Genomic DNA, 22537 nt, shown 5'->3' with positions numbered 1-22537 from the left:
ATAAAAAGGGTACACTTACTTTTTTTTAACAATAAACTATCGTTAAGTTAAATTAAAAATTGCTTTTTTATGAAATTAACTAGTATATTTGCAACCGAATCAAAGAATAAAAAATAAACAAATCATGATTTCTATTCAATTACATCATCATCATTTTCATTATTGCTCTCAGGCGATGTGTTAATGGTATGCATGTAAATCATCATATTTTAAAACCCGTTTGAGTACATCAAACGGGTTTTTTTAATTCCAATTCTTTGTACTCAGACTATTAATCCAAGAAAAACTAAAAAATGAGTACATTAAAAATTGCAATTCAAAAATCAGGTCGTTTAAACGAAGACAGCATTCAAATCTTAAAAGATTGCGGTATTTCTATCAACAACGGAAACGATCAGTTAAAAGCCGAAGCTTCAAATTTTCCTCTGGAAGTTTTATACCTTAGAAATTCAGACATTCCACAATATTTAATCGACGGAGTTGTTGATCTTGCTATTGTAGGCGATAACCTATTGGTAGAAAAAGGAAAACATATTGAAGTGATTCAAAAATTAGGTTTTTCGAAATGTAAAGTTTCTGTTGCCGTTCCTAAAACTTTCGAATACAATTCGATTCAGGATTTAGCAGGTTTACGTGTAGCAACTTCCTATCCTAATACGGTTAACGAATACTTTGGCTCTTTTGGATTAAAAGTTGATATTCACCAAATTTCCGGCTCTGTAGAAATCGCACCAAATATTGGTCTTGCAGATGCTATCGTTGACATTGTTTCAAGTGGAAGTACTTTGTTCAAAAACAACTTAAAAGAGGTGGAAGTAATCCTGAAGAGCGAAGCCGTTTTGGCCGTTTCTCCAAAAGTTTCATCAGAGATTCAAAAACACATCGATACCTTAAAATTTAGAATTCAGGCAGTTTTAAGAGCAAGAAGCTCAAAGTATATTTTGATGAATGTGCCAAACGATAAAATAGATGAAATTGGTAAAATTCTACCAGTTTTACGAAGCCTTACCGTTTTGCCATTGGCACAAGAAGGTTGGAGCAGCGTGCACTCAGTAATAGATAAAGATACTTTTTGGGATGTAATCGATAAATTGAAAGAAGCCGGCGCCGAAGGAATTTTAGTATGTCCAATCGAGAAAATGGTGCTGTAAAGAAAATTTCAACTCAGATTAAATTCCAATAGAAAAATTGGAACTTAATTAAATATTTTATTATGAACAAAATAGACAATCCAAAACCAGATACCTGGTCAGAAATATTAAAAAGACCTACCAAAACAATCGATGATATCGAGGTTACGGTAAAAGAAATTTTTAAAGAGGTTCAGAAAAAAGGAGATGAAGCCGTTGCAAAATACACTTCGATTTTTGACGGAATTACTTTAGAAAATTACGAAGTTACTACAGAAGAAATTCAGGAAGCTGTAAATTCAATTTCGACCGAATTAAAAGATGCGATTGAGTTGGCAAAAGGGAATATTTACAAATTTCACACCGCTCAAAAAACAGAAAGAATTTCGATAGAAACTACAGCTGGTGTAAAATGCTGGCAGGAAAAGCGACCAATTCAGAAAATTGGTTTATACATTCCGGGCGGAACAGCACCTTTGTTTTCGACTGTTTTAATGCTGGCAGTTCCAGCTGAAATTGCAGGATGCAAGGAAATTGTTTTATGTTCTCCACCGGATAAAACCGGAAAAATAAATCCAGCAATTTTATATGCTGCTAATTTATGTGGTGTAACCAAAATTCTAAAAGTAGGGGGAATCCAGGCGATTGCAGGAATGACATTTGGTACAAAATCGATTCCTAAAGTATATAAAATTTTTGGTCCTGGTAATCAGTTTGTAACAGTAGCAAAACAGTTGGCAACACAATTTGGGGTAGCGATAGATATGCCCGCCGGACCATCAGAATTATTGGTTGTAGCAGATGATACCGCAGTTCCGGCTTTTGTAGCTTCAGATTTGTTATCTCAGGCAGAACACGGAACCGACAGTCAGGTTATTTTAGTTTCGACTTCAAGAAAACTAATCGATGCTGTCGAAAATGAAATTCAGATTCAGCTCGATCAGCTTCCCAGAAAAGCTATTGCCAAAAAAGCTATTGAAAATTCGAAACTAATTTATGTAGAAAACGATCAGATTGCATTAGAATTAATCAACGAATATGGACCGGAACACTTTATAATCTGCTCAGAATTTGATGATTTCTATTGTAATGGCATACTAAACGCAGGTTCTGTTTTTATTGGAAATTATACACCGGAAAGTGCTGGAGATTATGCATCGGGAACCAATCATACCTTACCAACAAACGGATACGCAAAGAATTATAGCGGAGTAAATCTGGATAGCTTTATGAAAGCAATGACTTTTCAGAAAATATCAAAAAAAGGAATTCAAAACATTGGCAAAGCAATCGAAATTATGGCTGAAGCCGAAGGTTTGCAAGCGCATAAAAATGCTGTGACGCTTCGCTTAAAGAGTTTGGAAGAAAGAGAATAGAGGAAAGAGAATAGAGGAAAGAGAATAGAAAAAAGAAAAAAGAGAAAAGAGTATAGAATAAAGAGTATAGAATAAAGAGTATAGAATAAAGAGAAAAGAGGAGAGATTTTATAGAGTTAGATTTGAGTCTATATTCTATACTCTTTATTCTTTAATCTTCTCCTTAAAAATAAAAAAATGAAATTCGATATAAATACTATAACACGTGAAAACGTAAAAACATTAAAACCATATTCGTCTGCAAGAGATGAGTTTGAAGATTTTGATACTGCCGAAATGATTTTTTTGGATGCCAATGAAAACCCGTTTCAAAATGGTGTAAATCGTTACCCTGATCCGCAGCAAAACTCCGTAAAAGCGATTTTGGCAAAGAATAATAAGGTAAAAGCATCTCAGATTTTATTAGGAAACGGAAGTGATGAAGTTTTGGATTTGCTTTTCAGAGCTTTCTGTGAGCCAAAAACGGATAATATTATTTCGTTGCCGCCTACTTACGGAATGTACGGCGTTCTGGCTAACATCAACGCGGTAGAAAACAGGGAAGTTTTACTTTCGACAGATTTTCAGCCAGAGGTCGGGAAGATTTTAGATGCTGTTGATGACCATACAAAAATTATCTTTTTATGCTCACCAAATAATCCAACAGGGAACTCTTTTTTGGATGAAAGCGTAGTAAAGTTGCTTCAGAATTTTAAAGGTTTGGTGGTAATTGATGAAGCCTATATTGATTTTTCGGATAAAGAAAGCTGGTTGACAGAAATCGATGAATACCCCAATTTGGTAATTACTCAGACTTTGTCAAAAGCGTATGGTCTGGCAGGAATTCGTTTAGGAATTTGTTATGCTTCCGAAGTTGTAATTTCGGTTTTAAACAAAATAAAACCTCCTTATAACGTAAACGAATTAACACAGCAAAGAGCAATAGTCAGACTGAATGATTCTGACAAGATAAAACAGGAGATAGCCTCTATTGTTGAGCAAAGACAAGAGTTGCTTAAAGTATTACTTGAAGTTGGTTTTGTAGAAAAAGTGTATCCTACAGAGGCGAATTTTATATTGGTAAAAGTAGATGATGCTAATAAAAGATACGATCAATTAATTGCAAAAGGAATTGTAATTCGTAACAGAACAACTCAGCCTTTATGCGAAAATTGCCTCCGATTTACGATTGGAATTCCGGAGGAAAATGCAGTTTTGATTAAAGAATTGAAGTTATTGAAGTAAAAATATAGGCCACAGATTGCACAGATTGAACGGTTTTTTTCACGCAGATTTTGCTGATTAAAGCAGATTTAATTTTGATTTCTAATTAGGAATAAATCTGCGTGAATCTGCTCAAATCTTTTAAAATCTGCGTTAAACAAGAATTAGTAAAAATTCGTGCAATTCGTGGCAAAAGAAAAATCCATTTAATCTGTGCAATCTGTGGCAAAAAAATAATTATGAAAAAAGTACTTTTTATCGATCGTGACGGAACGATTGTTTTAGAACCTGAAAATTATCAATTGGATGCTTTGGAGAAAGTAGAATTTTATCCAAAAGCTTTTCAATATTTGGCTAAAATCGCCAATGAATTAGATTACGAATTGGCGATGGTAACGAATCAGGACGGACTAGGAACGGATAGTTTTCCGGAAGATACATTCTGGCCAACCCAAAATTTTATCTTGCGGGCTTTTGAAAACGAAGGTGTTTTATTTGATGATATTTTTATAGACAGATCGTTTCCGGAAGATAATGCACCAACACGCAAGCCCAGAACGGGAATGTTGACAAAATATTTGAATAATCCCGACTATGATCTGGCAAATTCATTTGTATTAGGAGATCGCCTGACTGATGTAGAATTGGCAAAAAATCTGGGAGCAAAAGCGATTTTTATCAATGATAATGACGGAATAGGCAGTAACGAAATAGCATCGAAACGGGAAGAATTAGATCAAACGATCATTCTTCAAACCACGAGTTGGAAAACAATATATGAGTTTTTGAAACTAGAAGCACGTTCAGCTTCGATAACGCGTAAAACGAATGAAACGGATATTTTTATCGATTTGAATCTTGAGGGAACGGGAAAAAGCAAGATAGAAACCGGAATTGCATTTTTTGATCACATGTTGGATCAAATTGCACGTCACGGTCAAATGGATTTAGAAATACTTGTAAAAGGGGATCTCGAAGTCGATGAACACCACACAATCGAAGATACGGCTATTGCTTTGGGAGAAGTTTTTGCCAAAGCATTAGGAAACAAATTAGGGATCGAACGTTACGGTTTTTGTTTGCCAATGGACGATTGTTTAGCACAGGTAGCGATCGATTTTGGAGGAAGAAACTGGCTGGTTTGGGAAACGGAATTTAAACGCGAAATGGTTGGTAAAATGCCAACAGAAATGTTTTATCATTTTTTTAAATCGTTTTCTGACGGGGCAAAAGCAAACATCAACATAAAAGCCGAAGGAACGAACGAACACCATAAAATCGAAGCCATTTTTAAAGCTTTTGCAAAAGCGATAAAAGTAGCCGTAAAAAGAGATACAGAAAAAATGATTTTGCCAAGTACAAAGGGAATGCTTTAATTGAGTGTAAAGGCAAAAGTCATAAAGTTCTAAGGTTTAAATTATGAATATTTTAGAGAGACTTTAAGGCTTTTGATTTTACAACATTAAGACTAAATAATAAATGAAAATAGTAATTATAAATTACGGCGCAGGAAATATTCAGAGCATTATGTTTGCGATTGAAAGACTTGGTTTTAAAGCTGTTTTGAGTAACAATCGTGAAGAAATTCTGGCGGCAGACAAGGTAATTTTCCCCGGAGTTGGCGAAGCCAGCTCAGCGATGAAAAAACTAAAAGAAAGTGGTTTAGACAGTTTGGTTCCCACTTTAAAACAGCCCGTTTTAGGTATTTGTTTAGGAATGCAGCTAATGTGTAACTTATCTGAAGAAGGAAATACCAAAGGTTTGGGAATTTTTGATGTTGATGTAATTAAATTCACATCCAAAGTAAAAGTCCCACAAATGGGGTGGAATCAGATTTATGATTTAAAATCGGATTTGTTTGAAGGAATTTCAGAGAACGAATTCATGTATTTGGTACATAGTTTTTATGCTCCTGATTGTGCCGAAAGCATTGCGACAAGCAATTATGAGTTAGAATATGCATCGGCGTTGCAGAAAAACAATTTTTACGGAACGCAATTTCATCCGGAGAAAAGTGGTGCGATTGGAGAAAAAATATTAGAGAATTTCTTAAAATTAAAAAGTTGAATAATTTAAAGGTTTAGCTTAATCTTTAAATTATTGAATTTTTAAATCTTTTAATAAAAAAATAAATGAGAATAATACCAGCCATAGATATCATTGACGGAAAATGCGTTCGCTTGTCCAAAGGTGATTATGATACCAAAATAATATACAATGAGAATCCGCTTGAAGTAGCAAAATCATTTGAAGCACACGGAATCGAATATTTGCATTTAGTAGATCTTGACGGAGCAAAATCGAGTAAGATTGTCAATTATAAAATCCTGGAACAAATTGCGACACAAACCAGTTTAAAAATTGATTTTGGAGGAGGATTAAAGTCAGATGATGACTTGAAAATAGCTTTCGAAAGTGGTGCAAATCAAATTACAGGCGGAAGCATTGCGGTAAAAAACAGAGCGATATTCGAAAAATGGATTTCAGAATATGGCTCAGACAAAATTATTCTTGGAGCTGATGCCAAAGACGAGAAAGTGGCCATTTCAGGTTGGTTAGAAGATTCAAATGAAGATCTGATTCCGTTTATTCAGGATTACCAAATCAAAGGAATCCAGTATGTTATTTGTACTGATATCGCAAAAGACGGAATGCTTGAAGGTCCTAGTTTTGATCTGTATAAGAAAATATTAAAAGAAGCAATTGGTGTAAAACTAATTGCCTCAGGTGGCATCTCTACTTTTGATGAGCTTCCTAAGTTAGCCGAATTAGGCTGTGAAGGAACCATCATAGGAAAAGCAATTTATGAAGGAAGAATTACTTTGAAACAATTGGAGAATTATATTTTAAATAAATAGATAATTTCGCAAAGGCACTCAAAGAAAGCGCAAAGATTCACGAAAATTTTGCGTAGCTCTGTGAGACTTCGTGAATCTCTGTGAAACAACTAAAAAAATGTTAGCAAAAAGAATCATTCCTTGTTTGGATATAAAAAACGGAAGAACCGTAAAAGGCGTTAATTTTGTTGACTTGCGCGATGCGGGAGATCCGGTTGAACTGGCAGAAATTTATTCGGCTGAAGGTGCTGATGAATTGGTTTTTCTGGATATTTCGGCTACCGAAGAACGTCGTAAAACCTTGGTAAACATGGTACGAAGTGTTGCAGAGAAAATTAATATTCCGTTTACGGTTGGCGGTGGAATTTCATCTGTCGAAGATGTAGAAATTCTCTTGAATAACGGTGCAGATAAAGTTTCTATAAACTCATCGGCAGTCAAGAATCCGCAATTAATTAATGATTTGGCTCAAAAATTTGGAAGCCAGTGTGTTGTTGTAGCCATCGATGCCAAACAAATTAACGGGCAATGGATCGTACATTTGGTTGGCGGAAAAGTACCAACAGAACTTAATTTATTCGACTGGGCGGTTGAAGTAGCCAAACGCGGTGCAGGTGAGATATTGTTTACCTCAATGGACAATGACGGAACCAAAAATGGCTTTGCAAACGAAGCTTTGGCAAAATTATCAACTTTAATTAATATTCCGATTATAGCCTCTGGTGGTGCCGGAAATATTCAGCATTTTGTAGATTCATTCAAGGCAGGAAAAGCTGATGCGGCTTTGGCTGCGAGTGTTTTTCACTTTAAAGAAATCGAGATTAAGACTTTGAAAGAGGAACTTAGAAGTAATGGAATTGAGGTTAGACTTTAGAAAATAGAGTTGAGAAGCAAGAGAATAGAAGCAAGAGAATAGAAGCAAGAATATAGAAACAAGAAATAAAAATATAGAATTAGGATTAAGATCTAAAAATCTGAACTCTAAAATCTAAAATCTAAAATAATTATGGACATAGATATAAAAAGTGCACACGGATTGATTCCGGCGATTATTCAGGATTCTGAAACAAAAAATGTTTTGATGTTGGGATATATGAACGAAGAATCACTGCAAAAAACAATTGAAACTCAAAAAGTAACTTTCTTTAGCCGCTCTAAACAAAGACTTTGGACAAAAGGCGAAGAGAGTGGTAATTTTTTGAACTTGGTAAGTATTAAAAATGATTGCGATGGCGATACACTTTTAATTCAGGTAAAACCAGTTGGGCCAACCTGTCATACAGGCGCTGATACCTGTTGGCAAGAAGAGAATTTAGCCAATTATGGTTTTATTTCGACCCTTGAAAGTACAATCAAAACGAGAAGAGAAAATGCCGATTCCGAGAAAAGCTATGTAGCTTCTTTATTTGAAAAAGGAATCAATAAAATTGCTCAAAAAGTAGGCGAAGAAGCTGTAGAAGTCGTTATAGAAGCCAAAGATGATAATGACGATTTGTTTTTAAGCGAAAGCGCTGATTTATTATTTCACTATTTGATTTTATTGCAGGCAAAAGGCTTCCAACTGAATGATGTTGTTGATGTTTTGAAGAAACGTCAGAAATAGCTTATTTTTTAAAGGCAAGAAGATAAAATTGCATTATAATTTATAGCTATTATAGTTTTAAACATAATGCAATTTTTTGTGTTTAATATTTTAAAAAAAAGTACATTTAATTTCTCTAAATATTCTTTTATGAAATTGTATATCTGTTTGTTGATGCTGTTAAATACTTGTTTTAATTACGCTTTTAAAAAACATGAAGTACCATATTCAATTGTTATTGCAAAGTCAGATTTAATAGTTGACGGAACAATTTCTAAAGTTTCAAAGAATGAATATGAATTTACAATAAGCCAGTTTGTAAAAGGGAAATCAGCCTTAAAAATCAAGGTTTCGATCTGGAAGGAATGGATTTGTGATCCAAGAATTAAAGAGCTAAAAACTGGTCAGAGATTAATTTTGTTTTTAGAAAAATTGCCTAATGATAATTTTAGCCCAATCAATGATAGTACCGGCGAGATATATGTAGATAATGATTCTTTTGAAAATATATTTCTACCAAAAGAATTTACTAATCCCAAAGTTTTAAAAGAGGGAATCTCAATGTTCTTACAAACTTATAAAGTGTATGGAGATTTAAATGATCGGTTTTTGCAAAATGTTTCTATTCAGTCCAATAAATCTATATTTGAAATTTATAAAATGAAAAAAAATAATAAGGTTTTTGATTTTTTAGTTGGTAATGATGTGCCTTATTCTGAAGTCAAATATAATTTGATACCACAGTTTATCAATTAAAGATTAAAAAAAAGAAGTCAGGAAAAAAACGGAATAAAAAATCCGCATAAATCCGTGCTTTCGCTTTAGCGAATCCGCGTCATCCGCGTGCCATTTCAACGTTACTCCACAAACTCAAAAACTGCGAATTCTTCCGGTTGATGAAACCCAAATTTTAAACTCTTATAAGGTTGTAAGGCAAGATATTCTGTTGTGTTACCGTAATCAATTCTAAAAGCATTTCCTCTCCATTTAGTTCCAACCTTTGGTTTACTGAAATTACCATTTTTAATAGTTTGTAAGCTCAAAAACGAAATCTTAATTTCGGTATTAAAACCTTCGGGAGTTATTTTGCTCACGGTTTCTAATCCTGAAATATCAAAAGCCATAGTAGTATCCCAGCCACCACAAGTTGGCGAAATACATTTTAGTAACATATCATAATTGGAAGAAAAAGCATTTACCCCAACTTCTATATAATTTTGACCATCGCCATCCGGATCGATAAATATTTCGACTAAATCATCTGTACTAAAAATAGGAGAATCCTTTTTTTGCACTTTTCCTATTATTTTAGAATCAGCAGAACGATAGGCAATGTAAAGATTTTCATCATTCCAAGAAAGGGAGACCGTCGTATTTTGAGTGGCTTTTTGACCAGAATTATGAATCACAAACGGACCAGAAAAAGGAGTTTTCCAATCGGATAAATCACCATCTACAGTTATTTTTTCATTTGTTTTATGAATCAAAATACTCTGCGAATAACTTGTTATCGAGCACATAAAAGCTAAAACACTTACGATTGGATTAATTTTCATAAATAGTATAAATAATTTCTATTGGCTAAAATACAGAAGAATAAATGAATTTTAACATTAAAATTTCCGAATCGGAATTGTAAAATCATTTAATACTTGATTCGAATGTTTACATTTGTTGAACTTTAAGCGGGTTAAAATACCTGAGTTGTTTCGATTAAAAAGAAAATATTTACTTCGTATGAAAAAATACTTTGGTGGCGTTTTTATCGCCTTTTTGTTTGGTTTTACTGCCAATGCACAAGGACTTCTCAATAAGTCTGAAACGGTTTTTACACATCAGGATTCTTTACGCGGAAGCATTACCAAAGAACGCGCCTGGTGGGATTTAAAATACTATCATTTGGATGTAAAAGTAAATCCAAAAGACAAAACGATTACAGGTTCGAATACAGTTCGATATACGGTTTTAACGGCGTATAATAAAATGCAAATTGACTTGCAGGAACCCATGCAAATTTACAAAGTAACGCAGGACGGCAAGGAATTGAAGTTTGAGAGAGAAGGAAATGCATTTTTTATTCAATTATCGGCTGCGCAAAAAGTTGGAGAGACCAAAGAGATCGTGATTTCATTTGGAGGAAAACCCAAAGAGGCAATCAAACCACCATGGGATGGTGGAATTACCTGGAAAAAAGACAAAAACGGAAAAGATTTTATTGCGTCTTCCTGCCAGGGATTAGGCGCCAGCGTTTGGTGGCCATGTAAAGATCACATGTATGACGAAGTCGAAAATATGTTGATTAGCGTAAATGTTCCGGGAGATTTGACAGATGTCTCAAATGGAAGATTAAAAAGCGTTAAAAAAGAAAAAGACGGTACAAAAACCTTTAATTGGTATGTTTCGAACCCCATAAACAATTATGGTGTGAACATAAATATTGGGGATTACGTAAATTTTTCAGAGAAATACAAAGGAGAAAAAGGCGATTTGGACTGTAATTACTATGTTTTAAGAGATAATCTGGCTGTAGCCAAAGAGCAATTTAAAGATGTGCCCAGAATGCTAAAAGCTTTTGAGAACTGGTTTGGACCGTATCCGTTTTACGAAGACAGTTATAAATTGGTCGAAGCGCCTTATTTAGGAATGGAGCACCAAAGTAGCGTAACGTACGGAAATGGTTTTAAAAACGGGTATTTAGGTCGTGATTTAAGCGGAACAGGCTGGGGATTAAAATTTGATTTTATAATTATTCATGAATCGGGACACGAATGGTTTGCAAATAATATTACATACAAAGATATTGCAGATATGTGGATTCACGAGAGCTTTACCAACTACTCTGAAAGTTTATTTTTAGAATTTTATTATGGAAAAGATGCTGCTGCAGAATATGTGATTGGATGTCGAAAAGGTATCCAAAACGATAAACCAATTATTGGTCATTATGATGTAAACAACGAAGGATCAGGCGATATGTACCCAAAAGGGGCAAATATGTTGCACATGATTCGTCAGGTTATAAATGATGATGCCAAATGGAAATCGATTTTAAGAGGATTAAACAGTACTTTTTACCATCAAACTGTTACAAGTAAACAAATCGAGGATTATATCAATACACAATCCGGAATTAACTTTAACAGAGTTTATGCGCAATATCTGACTACGACGCAAATTCCGGTTTTTGAGTATATTTTTAAAAATGGATCTTTTGGATATCACTGGACAAATTGTGTTTCTAAATTTGATATGCCGGTTAGAGTGACGTTAAATGGTGAAGAAATGTGGTTAAAACCAACTACAGAATGGAAATCTGAAAAAACTACGAATGAAAACAGATCGATAGTAGTCGATAAAAACTTTTATGTAACGAGTTCTAATATTGTTGAATAATTTCTTTTTAAATTTCAATATTTTAATACCGATAGTTATCGGGCCCAAATTCCAAATTGTTGGAGTTTGGGATTTTTTATGCTTACTAAGCCCTTAAGGTTTTTACCTCAAGGCTCGGAAATTCAGGATTCGTTTATTATATGAATTTTGTAGAGAAGTATTTTATAGTATTTTGTTTCGTTTGTACGAATATTACCTTTTTATTTTTAACTTAGACCGCAATCAACCGGAAGTAAATTATTTATTTCTAATGCGTTAAAGCGAAATCCGAAAAGCTAACAGAGTAGGAAAAAAACAAACCATGCTATTATGAAAAATTTAAAAAACCTAAAAAACATTGAAATTTTGACTAAGGACGTACAGAAATTTATAATTGGTGGCGGTCTTCCGTACGTGAACCCAACAATAGGTTTGTGCGATAGATTGTGTGGTGAAGCTGGTGGAGTTTTATCCAATACACCGGGTAGAGGAGATGTTTGCCTCGCAGGCACATCGACATGCTGTTATTGCAGATAGATTAAAACAAAAGGCTTCCAAATATTTGGAAGCCTTTTATATTAACGACTATTTAGTTTTGCTTTTTCTTTTATTATATCAGCAATTTTTCTATTCTCGATTTTGCTCTCAAGCCACGAAATAATATCCAGATATAAAAAAGCTCTTTTTTCGTATGTGTTTTTTTCAAGCTCTACAAAACGGGCATGCATTTTTTTGAATTCTTTTTTAATATCAGCAGGATAAAAATTATTCAGGTTTCTTAAAAATTTGATGATTTCTTTTTGAACTTCATGTAAGTCATTCATTTTCAATAAGAATTTGTAGGTGTTTTTAAGATGATTGTCCAGATAGTAATCTTTTCCTAACTCATAATGTGCTATTAAAGACAAAAGTCTTGCAAAACACATTAAATCTTCCCGCATGCTTAAATTCTTGTTATTGATAATTTTATCCAGATAAAAGATGCATTCTGTATATTTTTCATTTCCAAAATAAATGGAAGCAATTTTATAGAAAAACAACATTTCGTGATGCTCATCAAGATGTTCACTATGTATTTTTATCTTTTCTAAAATCTCTGGTATCAAATATTCGCTTTCATCAAATGTACCTTCAAGAATGTGCAAATTTAATTTATTATTGTAAACGTATAAAAAGGATAGCGATGCAATGTTATCATTTGCAGGGAATTTTTCATCCTGAATTGTTGCTTCTAAAAGCGACAGGTATTTCTTGAAATTCGATTTGTATTTCAGCATATACAAGGACTCCAGAAAATAATGATTTCCTTTTAAGAAAAATACCGGATTCTGATAAATCATATTGGGGTTATCGTAAAACAGTGTAACCCATTTATAAGCATATTTATAACTTGCGAGGAAATCCTGAACCAGAAAACTTCGCCATAGATTGGCATTGTAAAACCAATATTTTTCGCGGAAACCAAATTTGCTTTCGTCTAACTTTGCGATATGTTTGTTAAAATAATCATCGATATATTTATACTCCTCGTCATTTTTTACGTAACCTGTTTTTAGCATTATTCCGTATAGTTGTAGCGAAAGGTTTGATAATTTGCTCGATATTGTATTTCTGTAATTTAGTTCTTTTGCCTGAATGACCAATTCATCGGCACGACCCTGAATACTTCGCGTAATATATTGCGATTCGATCAGTTTTTCGAATTCAACAATTTCATACGCCATATATTTTTCGTCATTTTCAAGCGCAATAATTTTGGTTTTATCCAGAATTTTTAAACTCTGTTTATAAAGACCTTTATTATATAAGATTCCGGCAAAATCTATTTGTTCACGCAATTGATAACGGATGTTCTGGCTTGGGATATTTAATCGAATACTAACCAGGATTTGTTTGTACAGGTATGATTTTAAGTTAGATAGCTGTACTTTTTTTATGATCCCACTCTTTAGAATAAGTTTTTCATCATAGTTTTCAGATTTATCTAAAATATTAAACAATTCGATGAATTTAGTATTTGAACTTGTTTCTAACCGGCTTGCAAAAATCTTAAACTGTCTTTTTTCGGATTTAGAAAGTGATTTTATTAGTACAAATAAGAAATCTTTTTGATGGTTAGCCATTGTAAAATATAATAATATAACTTATTGATTATAAGTTGATTAATGCATTATAAATTGTGTTATGAACAGTATAATTTCATTAAAATGAATTTCGTACTGAAGAAGTACAATATATATTTGTTATCAAGATGTGAAATTACATTAAATAAATGAATATGAATAGAGAGAAAGTTCAAATTTTTGACACCACTTTGCGCGATGGTGAACAAGTTCCAGGATGTAAGTTAGATACTAAGCAAAAATTAGTTATCGCAGAACGACTTGATAAAATGGGAGTTGACGTTATCGAAGCAGGTTTTCCTGTCTCAAGTCCGGGCGATTTTTTATCGGTCTCTGAGATTTGTAAAATTGTAGAAAATGCAACCGTCTGCGGACTAACAAGAGCCGTAAAAAACGACATTGATGTTGCTGCAGCTGCCCTAAAGTATGCTAAAAGACCTAGAATCCACACAGGAATCGGAACATCTGAATCTCATATTCTCCATAAATTAAATACCACAAGAGAAGACATTATTGCCAGAGCAAAATTTGCAGTATCACACGCAAAATCTTATGTAGAAGATGTTGAGTTTTATGCAGAAGATGCCGGCAGAACTGATAACGCTTTCCTTGCAAAAGTTTGTGAAGAAGTGATTAAATCCGGTGCTACCGTATTAAATATCCCTGATACAACAGGATATTGTTTGCCGGAAGAATACGGTGCAAAAATTAAATATTTAAAAGAAAACGTAAAAGGTATCGAAAACGTGATCCTTTCATGTCACTGTCATAATGATTTAGGAATGGCAACTGCAAACTCTATCGCAGGTGCTATAAATGGAGCAAGACAAATAGAATGTACGATTAATGGTATTGGAGAAAGAGCCGGAAACACTGCGCTGGAAGAAATAGTAATGATTTTTAAACAACATCCTTACTTAAATTTAGATACCAATATCAACACAAGAGAGTTGAACGAAATGAGCCGATTAGTTTCTGAAAGTATGGGAATGATCGTGCAACCTAATAAAGCTATTGTTGGAGCTAACGCTTTTGCACACAGTTCAGGAATTCATCAGGATGGTGTGATCAAAAACAGAGCAACTTACGAAATCATGGATCCGCTGGATGTGGGCGTAAACGAATCTTCGATTATCCTTACAGCCAGAAGCGGAAGAGCAGCATTGGCTTATCGTGCTAAAAAAGTAGGTTACGAATTGACAAAAGTACAATTAGATATTGTATATGTTGAGTTCCTGAAATTTGCCGATATTAAAAAAGAAGTAATAGATGCAGATATTCATCAAATTATTGAAGCTTCGAAAATTGAAGGGGATTTGATTAGAAGTTAGTTAGCAAGATTTATAGAGAATAGAATAAAGAACAAAGAACAAGATGTTTTAACACATAGAAACATAGGTTTTAAATGTGTTAAAAAATAATTTCAACAAACGAAAAGAAAAAAAATAATAAAGATTTAAATACATAAAGAACGAGACGTTATGAATTTGAAAATAGCAGTATTACCGGGTGACGGAATTGGACCAGAGGTAATTTTACAAGCCAAGAAAGCTTTATACGCAATAGGCGAGGTGTACAATCACGAATTTGTTTTTGAAGAGGCGCTTATGGGAGCAATTGCCATTGACAAAACAGGAAATCCTTTGCCGGAACAAACTTTAAATCTGTGTTTAAATACAGATGCAGTTTTGTTTGGCGCTATTGGAGATCCTAAATATGACAATAACCCAAATGCAAAAGTTCGTCCGGAGCAAGGATTATTGAGGCTTCGTAAAGAGCTGGGATTGTTCGCTAATATTCGTCCGATAAAGCCTTATAAAGCGTTAATAGATGCTTCTCCTCTAAAAAGAGAAATTATCGACGGAGCTGATTTTACTATTTTCAGAGAATTAACAGGTGGTGCTTATTTTGGAGCAAAAACATTAAATGAAGAGGGAACACACGCTTCGGATTTATGCGAATATTCAGAAGAAGAAATTACCCGAATTGCACATTTGGCTTTTAAAGCGGCACAGAACAGACGCAAAAAACTTACGATGGTAGATAAAGCAAATGTTTTAGAAACCTCCAGATTGTGGAGAAAAGTAGTTCAGAAAGTGAGTTTGAATTACCCTGACGTTGCTTTAGATTTTTTATTTGTAGATAATGCCGCGATGCAGATTATTTTAAATCCAAAACAATTTGATGTGATTTTGACAGAGAATTTATTTGGAGATATTTTATCAGATGAAGCAAGTGTTATTACAGGATCTATAGGATTATTGGCATCTGCATCTCTGGGAGAAAAAAATGCTTTGTTCGAGCCCATTCACGGTTCTTACCCTCAGGCAAAAGGAAAAAATATTGCCAATCCTATTGCTTCAATTTTATCTGCTGCAATGTTATTAGAGCATTTTGGTTTGTTTAAAGAAGCAAATGTAATTTATCAGGCAGTCGAAAAAGCGATCGAATACAAAGTTGTTACAGTAGATCTAAAACCGGATTCAAAATTTGGTACAAATGAAGTAGGAGAGTTTGTTTCTAATTTCATTTTTAGCAAAGATGACTTACTGTATTTTAATAATGATAATGTTCATATCGGTCAATCGACAATTGTTTAGGTTTTTTATTAAAATATTAGAATAAATAACAAGAAGTATGTGAAATGTTGAGATTTTATTTTTTTAGTCCTGTAAGTTTTCATACTTTTGTGACACTAAAAAATAAATAATGCAAATCTCAATTATTATTACTTCTGTCTTTGTTGTCAATGTGATTATCACATCTGCGAAGGGAATGGTATAAATATAATTGAAAAACTATATTAGAAACCTTCCAAATACTGGAAGGTTTTTTTTTGAATAAAAATTAAAATAAATAATACAATAATGGAATTAAATAAGTACAGCAAAACCATCACTCAAGATCAAACACAACCAGCAGCGCAAGCAATGTTGTACGGTATTGGTTTAACTGAAGAAGATTTGAAAAAAGCACAAGTTGGTATTGTTAGTATGGGTTACGATGGTAACACGTGCAACATGCACTTGAATGATTTAGCAAAAGATGTCAAGAAAGGTGTTTGGGATGTAGATTTAGTTGGACTTATTTTTAATACTATTGGTGTTAGTGACGGAATTTCAAACGGAACCGAAGGAATGCGTTTTTCATTAGTTTCCCGTGATGTAATTGCAGATTCTATTGAGACAGTTGCAGGGGCACAATGGTATGATAGTATTATTGCGATTCCTGGTTGTGATAAAAATATGCCTGGAGCTTTGATCGCTATGGGAAGATTAAACCGTCCGTCTCTTATGGTTTACGGAGGATCAATTCATTCCGGAAAATGGAAAGGAGAATCCCTTAATATTGTATCTGCTTTTGAAGCTTTGGGGAAAAAAGTAAAAAACGAAATTACTCCGGAGGATTTTAAAGGTGTTATTCAAAATGCATGTCCGGGTGCTGGTGCTTGTGGCGGAATGTATACGGCAAATACGATGTCGTCTGCAATCGAAGCATTGGGTATGAGTTTACCATACAGCTCTTCGAATCCTGCTTTAAGTCAGGAAAAAAGAGACGAATGTCTTGCTGCCGGAGCCGCAATCAAGATTTTATTAGAAAAAGATATTAAACCCAAAGATATCATGACCCGTAAAGCTTTCGAAAATGCAATTACAATTGTTGCTGTTTTAGGAGGTTCTACAAATGCAGTTATGCACTTAATAGCAATGGCTCACGCTGTTGATATTAAAATCACATTAGATGATTTTCAGGCAATAAATGATAAAACACCAGTATTGGCAGATATGAAACCAAGTGGTAAGTATATGATGGAAGATATTCATGCTGCGGGAGGAATTCCATCTGTAATGAAATATTTATTGAAAGTAGGATTAATTCACGGAGATTGTTTAACCGTAACCGGAAAAACTGTAGCTGAAAACTTAGCTTCTACGCCGGATTTACAAGACGGTCAGGAAGTAATTCATGAAATTCAAAAAGCGTTGAAACCTACCGGAAATATTCAGGTTTTATACGGAAATCTTGCTTCTGAAGGTGCTGTAGCAAAAATTAGCGGAAAAGAAGGAGAATATTTCGAAGGTCCTGCTGTTGTATTTGAAGGGGAGTTTGAAGTAATTCCCGGTCTTGAAGCCGGAAAAATAAAACCAGGTAATGTAGTCGTCATCAGGTATTGTGGACCAAAAGGTGGTCCGGGGATGCCTGAAATGCTGAAGCCTACATCTGCGATTATTGGAGCCGGATTAGGAAGCAGTTGTGCTCTTATAACAGACGGCAGATTCTCTGGAGGTTCACATGGCTTTGTGGTAGGACACATTACACCAGAGGCTTATGATGGTGGTGGTATTGCCTTAGTAAAAGATGGAGATTTAATTGCTATCGATGCTGTAAATAATACAATCAACCTGAAAATATCTGACGAAGAATTTGCAGCTCGTAAAGCGGCGTGGGTTCAACCACCGCTAAAAGTTACAAAAGGAGTTTTGTTTAAATACGCAAGATCGGTTTCAAGTGCTTCTACAGGTTGCGTTACCGACAATTAATCGACAAAAAAAAATGAAATCTGAAATATAATAATTTCAATTTCTAAAAAATATAATTACCAAAAATGGGAAAGATAAAAATATCAGGCGCCGAAGCCGTTATTAGATGTTTATTAGCAGAAGGAGTAGACTTGGTTTACGGATATCCTGGAGGAGCCATAATGCCGGTTTATGACGAATTGTATAAATTTCAGGATCAATTACACCATGTTTTAGTTCGCCACGAACAAGGTGCCACACATGCAGCTCAGGGTTATGCCAGAGCTACAGGAAAAGTTGGGGTAGCAATTGCTACTTCTGGTCCGGGAGCTACAAACTTAGTAACCGGAATTGCAGATGCGCAAATCGATTCTACACCAATGGTTTGTATTACGGGTCAGGTAGGAAAACATTTACTTGGTTCTGATGCTTTTCAGGAAACAGATATTATCGGAATTTCAACTCCGGTTACCAAATGGAATTATCAGGTTACAGAAGCTTCGGAGATACCGGAAATCATTGCAAAAGCGTTTTATATCGCACGTTCCGGTCGTCCGGGTCCGGTATTAATCGATATTACTAAAAACGCTCAGTTTGATGAGTTCGAATTTAGTTATGAAAAATGTACGGCAATTAGAAGTTATGTTCCGGTTCCGAAATTAAAATTAGACAAAGTTGCCCAAGCTGCCGCTTTGATCAATACTGCCAAAAAACCTTTTATTGTTTTTGGTCAGGGAATTATTCTTGGTCAGGCCGAAGAGCAACTAAAAGCTTTAATCGAAAAATCAGGTGTTCCTGCGGGCTGGACTATTTTAGGTCTTTCTGCTTTGCCAACAGATCATCCGTTAAATGTTGGTATGTTAGGAATGCACGGCAATTACGGACCAAATATGCTTACCAACGAGTGCGATGTTTTAATCGCATTGGGAATGCGTTTTGATGATCGTGTAACCGGAAATCTAAAAACGTATGCCAAACAGGCAAAAGTGATTCACTTTGAAATCGACCCTGCCGAAATTGATAAAAATGTAAAAACCGAAGTAGCAGTTCTGGGAGATGTAAAAGAAGCTTTGAATGCTTTATTGCCATTAATTGAGAAAAATTCTCATGAATCGTGGCATAACGAATTTAAAGAATTGCATAAAATAGAAGTAGAAACGGTTATAAATGAGGAGTTAAACCCAACAAATAACAAAGGTATTTCGATGGGTGAAACCATGGAAATGATCAATAAACACTCAAAAGGTAATGCAATTATTGTATCAGATGTTGGACAACACCAAATGTTTGCTTGTCGTTATGCTAAATTTAATCAAACCAAAAGTAATATTACTTCCGGAGGTTTAGGAACTATGGGGTTTGCCTTGCCGGCTGCAATTGGAGCCAAAATGGGAAGACCGGATCGTGAAGTTGTTGCCATTATTGGTGATGGAGGTTTCCAGATGACAATTCAGGAATTAGGAACAATTTTTCAGACTAAAGTGCCTGTGAAAATTGTCATCTTAAACAATGAATTTTTAGGAATGGTACGTCAATGGCAGGAATTGTTTTTTGACAACAGATATGCTTCAACAAAAATGATCAATCCCAATTTTGTCGCTATTGCAGAAGGATATTATATCAAATCTAAAAAAGTAACCCAAAGAGAAGATCTTGACGCTGCTGTCGCAGAAATGATGGCATCAAAAGATTCTTATTTCTTAGAAGTTATGGTAGAGAAAGAGAATAATGTATTCCCGATGATTCCAACAGGAGCATGTGTTTCTGAAATTAGATTAAGTTAAAGAAAAAGTTTCAGGTTTCAATCCCGATAGTTTTCGAGATTGAAACAAGATAAACTTTAAACAAAAAAACATGGAAGATAAAACATTTACCATATCGGTATACTCAGAAAATAACGTGGGGTTATTGAATAGAATATCAGGAATATTCTTAAAGCGTCACATTAATATATTAAGTCTAAACGTTTCAGAATCAGAAATAGAGAATGTTTCAAGGTTTATTATCGTCGTAGATACAACGGAAAAATGGGTTAAAAATATTGTGGGGCAAATAGAGAAACAAATTGAGGTAATCAAAGCTTTCTATCATACAGATGAAGAGACTATTTATCTTGAAAATGCTTTGTTTAAAATTGCATCAAGTTTGCTGTTTGATGAAAAGCAAATTCAAAATATTATCAAAGACAGTCAGTCTACTATTGTAACTGTTTCTCGTGATTTCTTTGTAATTTCAAAATCAGGAAGACGCTCAGAAATCGAAGAATTGTACGAAAAGTTTAAACCTTACGGCATTATGCAATTTGTACGTTCCGGCAGAATATCAGTTTCTAAAGAAAAAATGGAAATTTCGACTTTATTGGAAACATTCAAATAATAACAATTAAATATCGGTTTTTTTTAAGACCGTAACATTTTATAAACGAATCAATTATTAAATTTTATTTCATTAAATATTTTAAAACAAAATGGCAAATTATTTCAATACATTACCACTTAGATTACAATTAGAACAATTAGGGGTTTGCGAATTTATGGATCAGTCAGAATTTGCAGACGGGATTTCAGCACTAGCAGGCAAAAAAGTTGTCATCGTAGGTTGTGGTGCACAAGGTTTAAATCAAGGTTTAAACATGAGAGATTCTGGATTGGATATTTCGTATGCATTACGTGCAGATGCAATTGCTGAAAAAAGAGCTTCTTATAAAAATGCTACTGAAAACGGTTTTACTGTAGGTACTTATGAAGAATTAATTCCAACTGCTGATCTGGTTTGTAACCTTACACCAGACAAACAACATACTGCTGTAGTTACCGCCATTATGCCATTAATGAAAAACGGATCTACTTTGTCTTATTCTCACGGTTTTAATATTGTCGAAGAAGGAATGCAGGTGCGTAAAGATATCACCGTAATTATGTGTGCTCCTAAATGTCCTGGTTCTGAGGTTCGCGAAGAATACAAAAGAGGATTTGGTGTACCAACACTTATTGCAGTTCACCCGGAGAATGATCCAAATGGTTTTGGTTTAGATCAGGCAAAAGCTTATGCTGTAGCAACAGGCGGACATAAAGCAGGTGTTTTGAAATCATCTTTTGTAGCCGAAGTAAAATCAGATTTAATGGGCGAGCAAACAATTCTTTGCGGATTATTGCAAACAGGTTCTATTTTATGTTTTGATAAAATGGTCGAAAAAGGAATTGATGCTGCGTATGCTTCAAAATTAATTCAATACGGATGGGAAACTATCACAGAAGCTTTAAAACATGGTGGTATCACCAATATGTTGGATCGTCTTTCAAATCCTGCAAAAATTGAAGCTTATGAAATTGCCGAGGAATTAAAAGATATCATGCGTCCGTTATTCCAAAAACACCAGGATGATATTATTTCCGGAGAATTTTCAAGAACGATGATGATCGACTGGGCTAATGATGATGTTAATTTATTAAAATGGAGAGCTGCTACAGGAGAAACTAATTTTGAGAAAACAGCTCCGCAAGAAGCTCCAATTTCTGAGCAGGAATATTTTGACAATGGTGTTTTAATGATTGCAATGGTGAAAGCGGGTGTTGAATTGGCTTTTGAAACTATGACTGAAGCAGGAATTATCGAAGAATCAGCTTATTATGAGTCATTGCACGAATTGCCATTAATTGCGAATACAATTGCAAGAAAAAAATTGTTTGAAATGAACCGCGTTATTTCGGATACAGCAGAATATGGTTGTTATTTATTTGACCATGCCTGCAAACCGTTATTAACAGAATATATGAAAACTGTTGAAACTAATATTATAGGAAAACCATTCTCGACTTCAAACGGAGTAGATAATGCTATTTTAATTGCGGTAAACAAAGAAATTCGCCAACATCCTATAGAAGAAGTAGGGGCGTGGTTGAGAGAATCAATGACGGCAATGAAAAAAATTGGATAATAAATTGGGAATTACCACAAAATCGATTGTGGGATTTGCACTGTATCTCTGTTTTACATAATATTTTTGAATTAGTAAGCACTTATTAAGAAAAAATGGATATAGATGCATATTGCATTCACTTAACTTCTTCAAGTAAGCAAGTTAAGTGAAGCTAATCCCTAATGAAGGGGTATGTTTAGTAAAATAAATATACTTGTTGAAGTTTCGTTTTAATTAATAAAGCTGCTGCTATTTCAAAAGAAAGTAAGGCTTTGTAATGCAGCATTACAAAATTAATTGTTATTGAAATTGTTAAAAATAAAAAGGCATGGTATTCATTTATCATGCCTTTTTTGTAAATATGCTTTTTTGCTTGAAAAAGTAAAAAAATGAATTATATCTATAAAAAATTGATATTTTTTTTAATATGTGTTTTTATTTGATATAATTTATGAATTAAATAATTTTAAGAATA

19 protein-coding genes are annotated in these 22537 nt (G+C 34.1%); 17 read left to right on the top strand and 2 right to left on the bottom strand.

Annotated elements, in window-relative coordinates:
- The first annotated feature begins 293 nt into the window (after nt 1–293).
- The 9 genes from hisG to B0A64_RS08660 all read left to right on the top strand — a co-directional run bounded on the left by hisG (nt 294) and on the right by B0A64_RS08660 (nt 8884).
- A complete protein-coding gene (gene hisG, locus B0A64_RS08700) occupies nt 294–1151 on the top strand; it encodes an ATP phosphoribosyltransferase (RefSeq protein ID WP_089479123.1) in 858 nt (285 codons plus the stop codon).
- Nucleotides 1152–1213: 62 nt separating this feature from the next.
- A complete protein-coding gene (gene hisD, locus B0A64_RS08695; RefSeq protein WP_089479122.1) occupies nt 1214–2506 on the top strand; it encodes a histidinol dehydrogenase in 1293 nt (430 codons plus the stop codon).
- A gap of 177 nt (nt 2507–2683) precedes the next feature.
- Nucleotides 2684–3730 carry a histidinol-phosphate transaminase gene (gene hisC / locus B0A64_RS08690; RefSeq protein WP_089479121.1) on the top strand — a complete coding sequence of 349 codons (1047 nt, stop codon included), beginning with the start codon at nt 2684–2686 and terminating at the stop codon, nt 3728–3730.
- Nucleotides 3731–3948: 218 nt separating this feature from the next.
- A complete protein-coding gene (gene hisB / locus B0A64_RS08685) occupies nt 3949–5085 on the top strand; it encodes a bifunctional histidinol-phosphatase/imidazoleglycerol-phosphate dehydratase HisB (RefSeq protein WP_089479367.1) in 1137 nt (378 codons plus the stop codon).
- A gap of 103 nt (nt 5086–5188) precedes the next feature.
- Entirely contained in the window at nt 5189–5776 is a 588-nt protein-coding gene (hisH, locus tag B0A64_RS08680) for an imidazole glycerol phosphate synthase subunit HisH (protein ID WP_089479120.1), read from the top strand.
- A gap of 65 nt (nt 5777–5841) precedes the next feature.
- Entirely contained in the window at nt 5842–6567 is a 726-nt protein-coding gene (gene hisA / locus B0A64_RS08675) for a 1-(5-phosphoribosyl)-5-[(5-phosphoribosylamino)methylideneamino]imidazole-4-carboxamide isomerase (RefSeq protein ID WP_089479119.1), read from the top strand.
- Nucleotides 6568–6664: 97 nt separating this feature from the next.
- Nucleotides 6665–7420, top strand: coding sequence for an imidazole glycerol phosphate synthase subunit HisF (hisF, locus tag B0A64_RS08670; RefSeq protein ID WP_089479118.1), 756 nt, complete (start codon nt 6665–6667; stop codon nt 7418–7420).
- 129 nt (nt 7421–7549) lie between these two features.
- Nucleotides 7550–8149 (top strand): bifunctional phosphoribosyl-AMP cyclohydrolase/phosphoribosyl-ATP diphosphatase HisIE, encoded by a 600-nt coding sequence (hisIE, locus tag B0A64_RS08665; RefSeq protein WP_317044998.1) that lies wholly within the window; start codon nt 7550–7552, stop codon nt 8147–8149.
- Nucleotides 8150–8278: 129 nt separating this feature from the next.
- On the top strand, nt 8279–8884 hold the full coding sequence (locus B0A64_RS08660) for a hypothetical protein (protein ID WP_123875892.1): 606 nt from the start codon (nt 8279–8281) through the stop codon (nt 8882–8884).
- A gap of 101 nt (nt 8885–8985) precedes the next feature.
- On the opposite strand, the gene B0A64_RS08655 is transcribed toward B0A64_RS08660, so the two are convergent.
- A complete protein-coding gene (locus B0A64_RS08655; protein WP_089479115.1) occupies nt 8986–9684 on the bottom strand; it encodes a carbohydrate-binding family 9-like protein in 699 nt (232 codons plus the stop codon).
- Between the two features lie 181 nt (nt 9685–9865).
- On the opposite strand from B0A64_RS08655, the gene B0A64_RS08650 reads away from it, so the two are divergent.
- Together B0A64_RS08650 and B0A64_RS25120 are read left to right on the top strand one after the other, a co-directional pair.
- Complete coding sequence (locus B0A64_RS08650) at nt 9866–11521, top strand: M1 family metallopeptidase (protein ID WP_089479114.1); 1656 nt, start codon at nt 9866–9868, stop codon at nt 11519–11521.
- Between the two features lie 345 nt (nt 11522–11866).
- Nucleotides 11867–12037 carry a hypothetical protein gene (locus tag B0A64_RS25120; RefSeq protein ID WP_165769782.1) on the top strand — a complete coding sequence of 57 codons (171 nt, stop codon included), beginning with the start codon at nt 11867–11869 and terminating at the stop codon, nt 12035–12037.
- A gap of 41 nt (nt 12038–12078) precedes the next feature.
- On the opposite strand, the gene B0A64_RS08645 is transcribed toward B0A64_RS25120, so the two are convergent.
- The gene (locus B0A64_RS08645) at nt 12079–13623 is read right to left on the bottom strand and encodes a hypothetical protein (protein ID WP_089479113.1); all 1545 of its coding nucleotides are present in this window, start codon (nt 13621–13623) and stop codon (nt 12079–12081) included.
- Nucleotides 13624–13778: 155 nt separating this feature from the next.
- On the opposite strand from B0A64_RS08645, the gene B0A64_RS08640 reads away from it, so the two are divergent.
- The 6 genes from B0A64_RS08640 to ilvC all read left to right on the top strand — a co-directional run bounded on the left by B0A64_RS08640 (nt 13779) and on the right by ilvC (nt 22080).
- Entirely contained in the window at nt 13779–14954 is a 1176-nt protein-coding gene (locus B0A64_RS08640) for a 2-isopropylmalate synthase (RefSeq protein ID WP_089479112.1), read from the top strand.
- Between the two features lie 150 nt (nt 14955–15104).
- A complete protein-coding gene (leuB, locus tag B0A64_RS08635; protein ID WP_089479111.1) occupies nt 15105–16223 on the top strand; it encodes a 3-isopropylmalate dehydrogenase in 1119 nt (372 codons plus the stop codon).
- A 267-nt stretch (nt 16224–16490) separates the two neighbouring features.
- Nucleotides 16491–18164, top strand: a complete 1674-nt coding sequence (gene ilvD / locus B0A64_RS08630) for a dihydroxy-acid dehydratase (RefSeq protein WP_089479110.1) — start codon at nt 16491–16493, stop codon at nt 18162–18164.
- Between the two features lie 65 nt (nt 18165–18229).
- The gene (gene ilvB / locus B0A64_RS08625; protein ID WP_089479109.1) at nt 18230–19927 is read left to right on the top strand and encodes a biosynthetic-type acetolactate synthase large subunit; all 1698 of its coding nucleotides are present in this window, start codon (nt 18230–18232) and stop codon (nt 19925–19927) included.
- Between the two features lie 70 nt (nt 19928–19997).
- Nucleotides 19998–20519 (top strand): acetolactate synthase small subunit, encoded by a 522-nt coding sequence (ilvN, locus tag B0A64_RS08620; RefSeq protein WP_089479108.1) that lies wholly within the window; start codon nt 19998–20000, stop codon nt 20517–20519.
- Between the two features lie 91 nt (nt 20520–20610).
- The gene (gene ilvC, locus B0A64_RS08615; RefSeq protein WP_089479107.1) at nt 20611–22080 is read left to right on the top strand and encodes a ketol-acid reductoisomerase; all 1470 of its coding nucleotides are present in this window, start codon (nt 20611–20613) and stop codon (nt 22078–22080) included.
- Nucleotides 22081–22537: the final 457 nt, after the last annotated feature.

The sequence above is a fragment of the Flavobacterium araucananum genome (assembly GCF_002222055.1).
GTDB classification, from domain to species: Bacteria; Bacteroidota; Bacteroidia; order Flavobacteriales; family Flavobacteriaceae; genus Flavobacterium; species Flavobacterium araucananum.
This window is presented reverse-complemented; position numbering and strand designations above follow the sequence as displayed.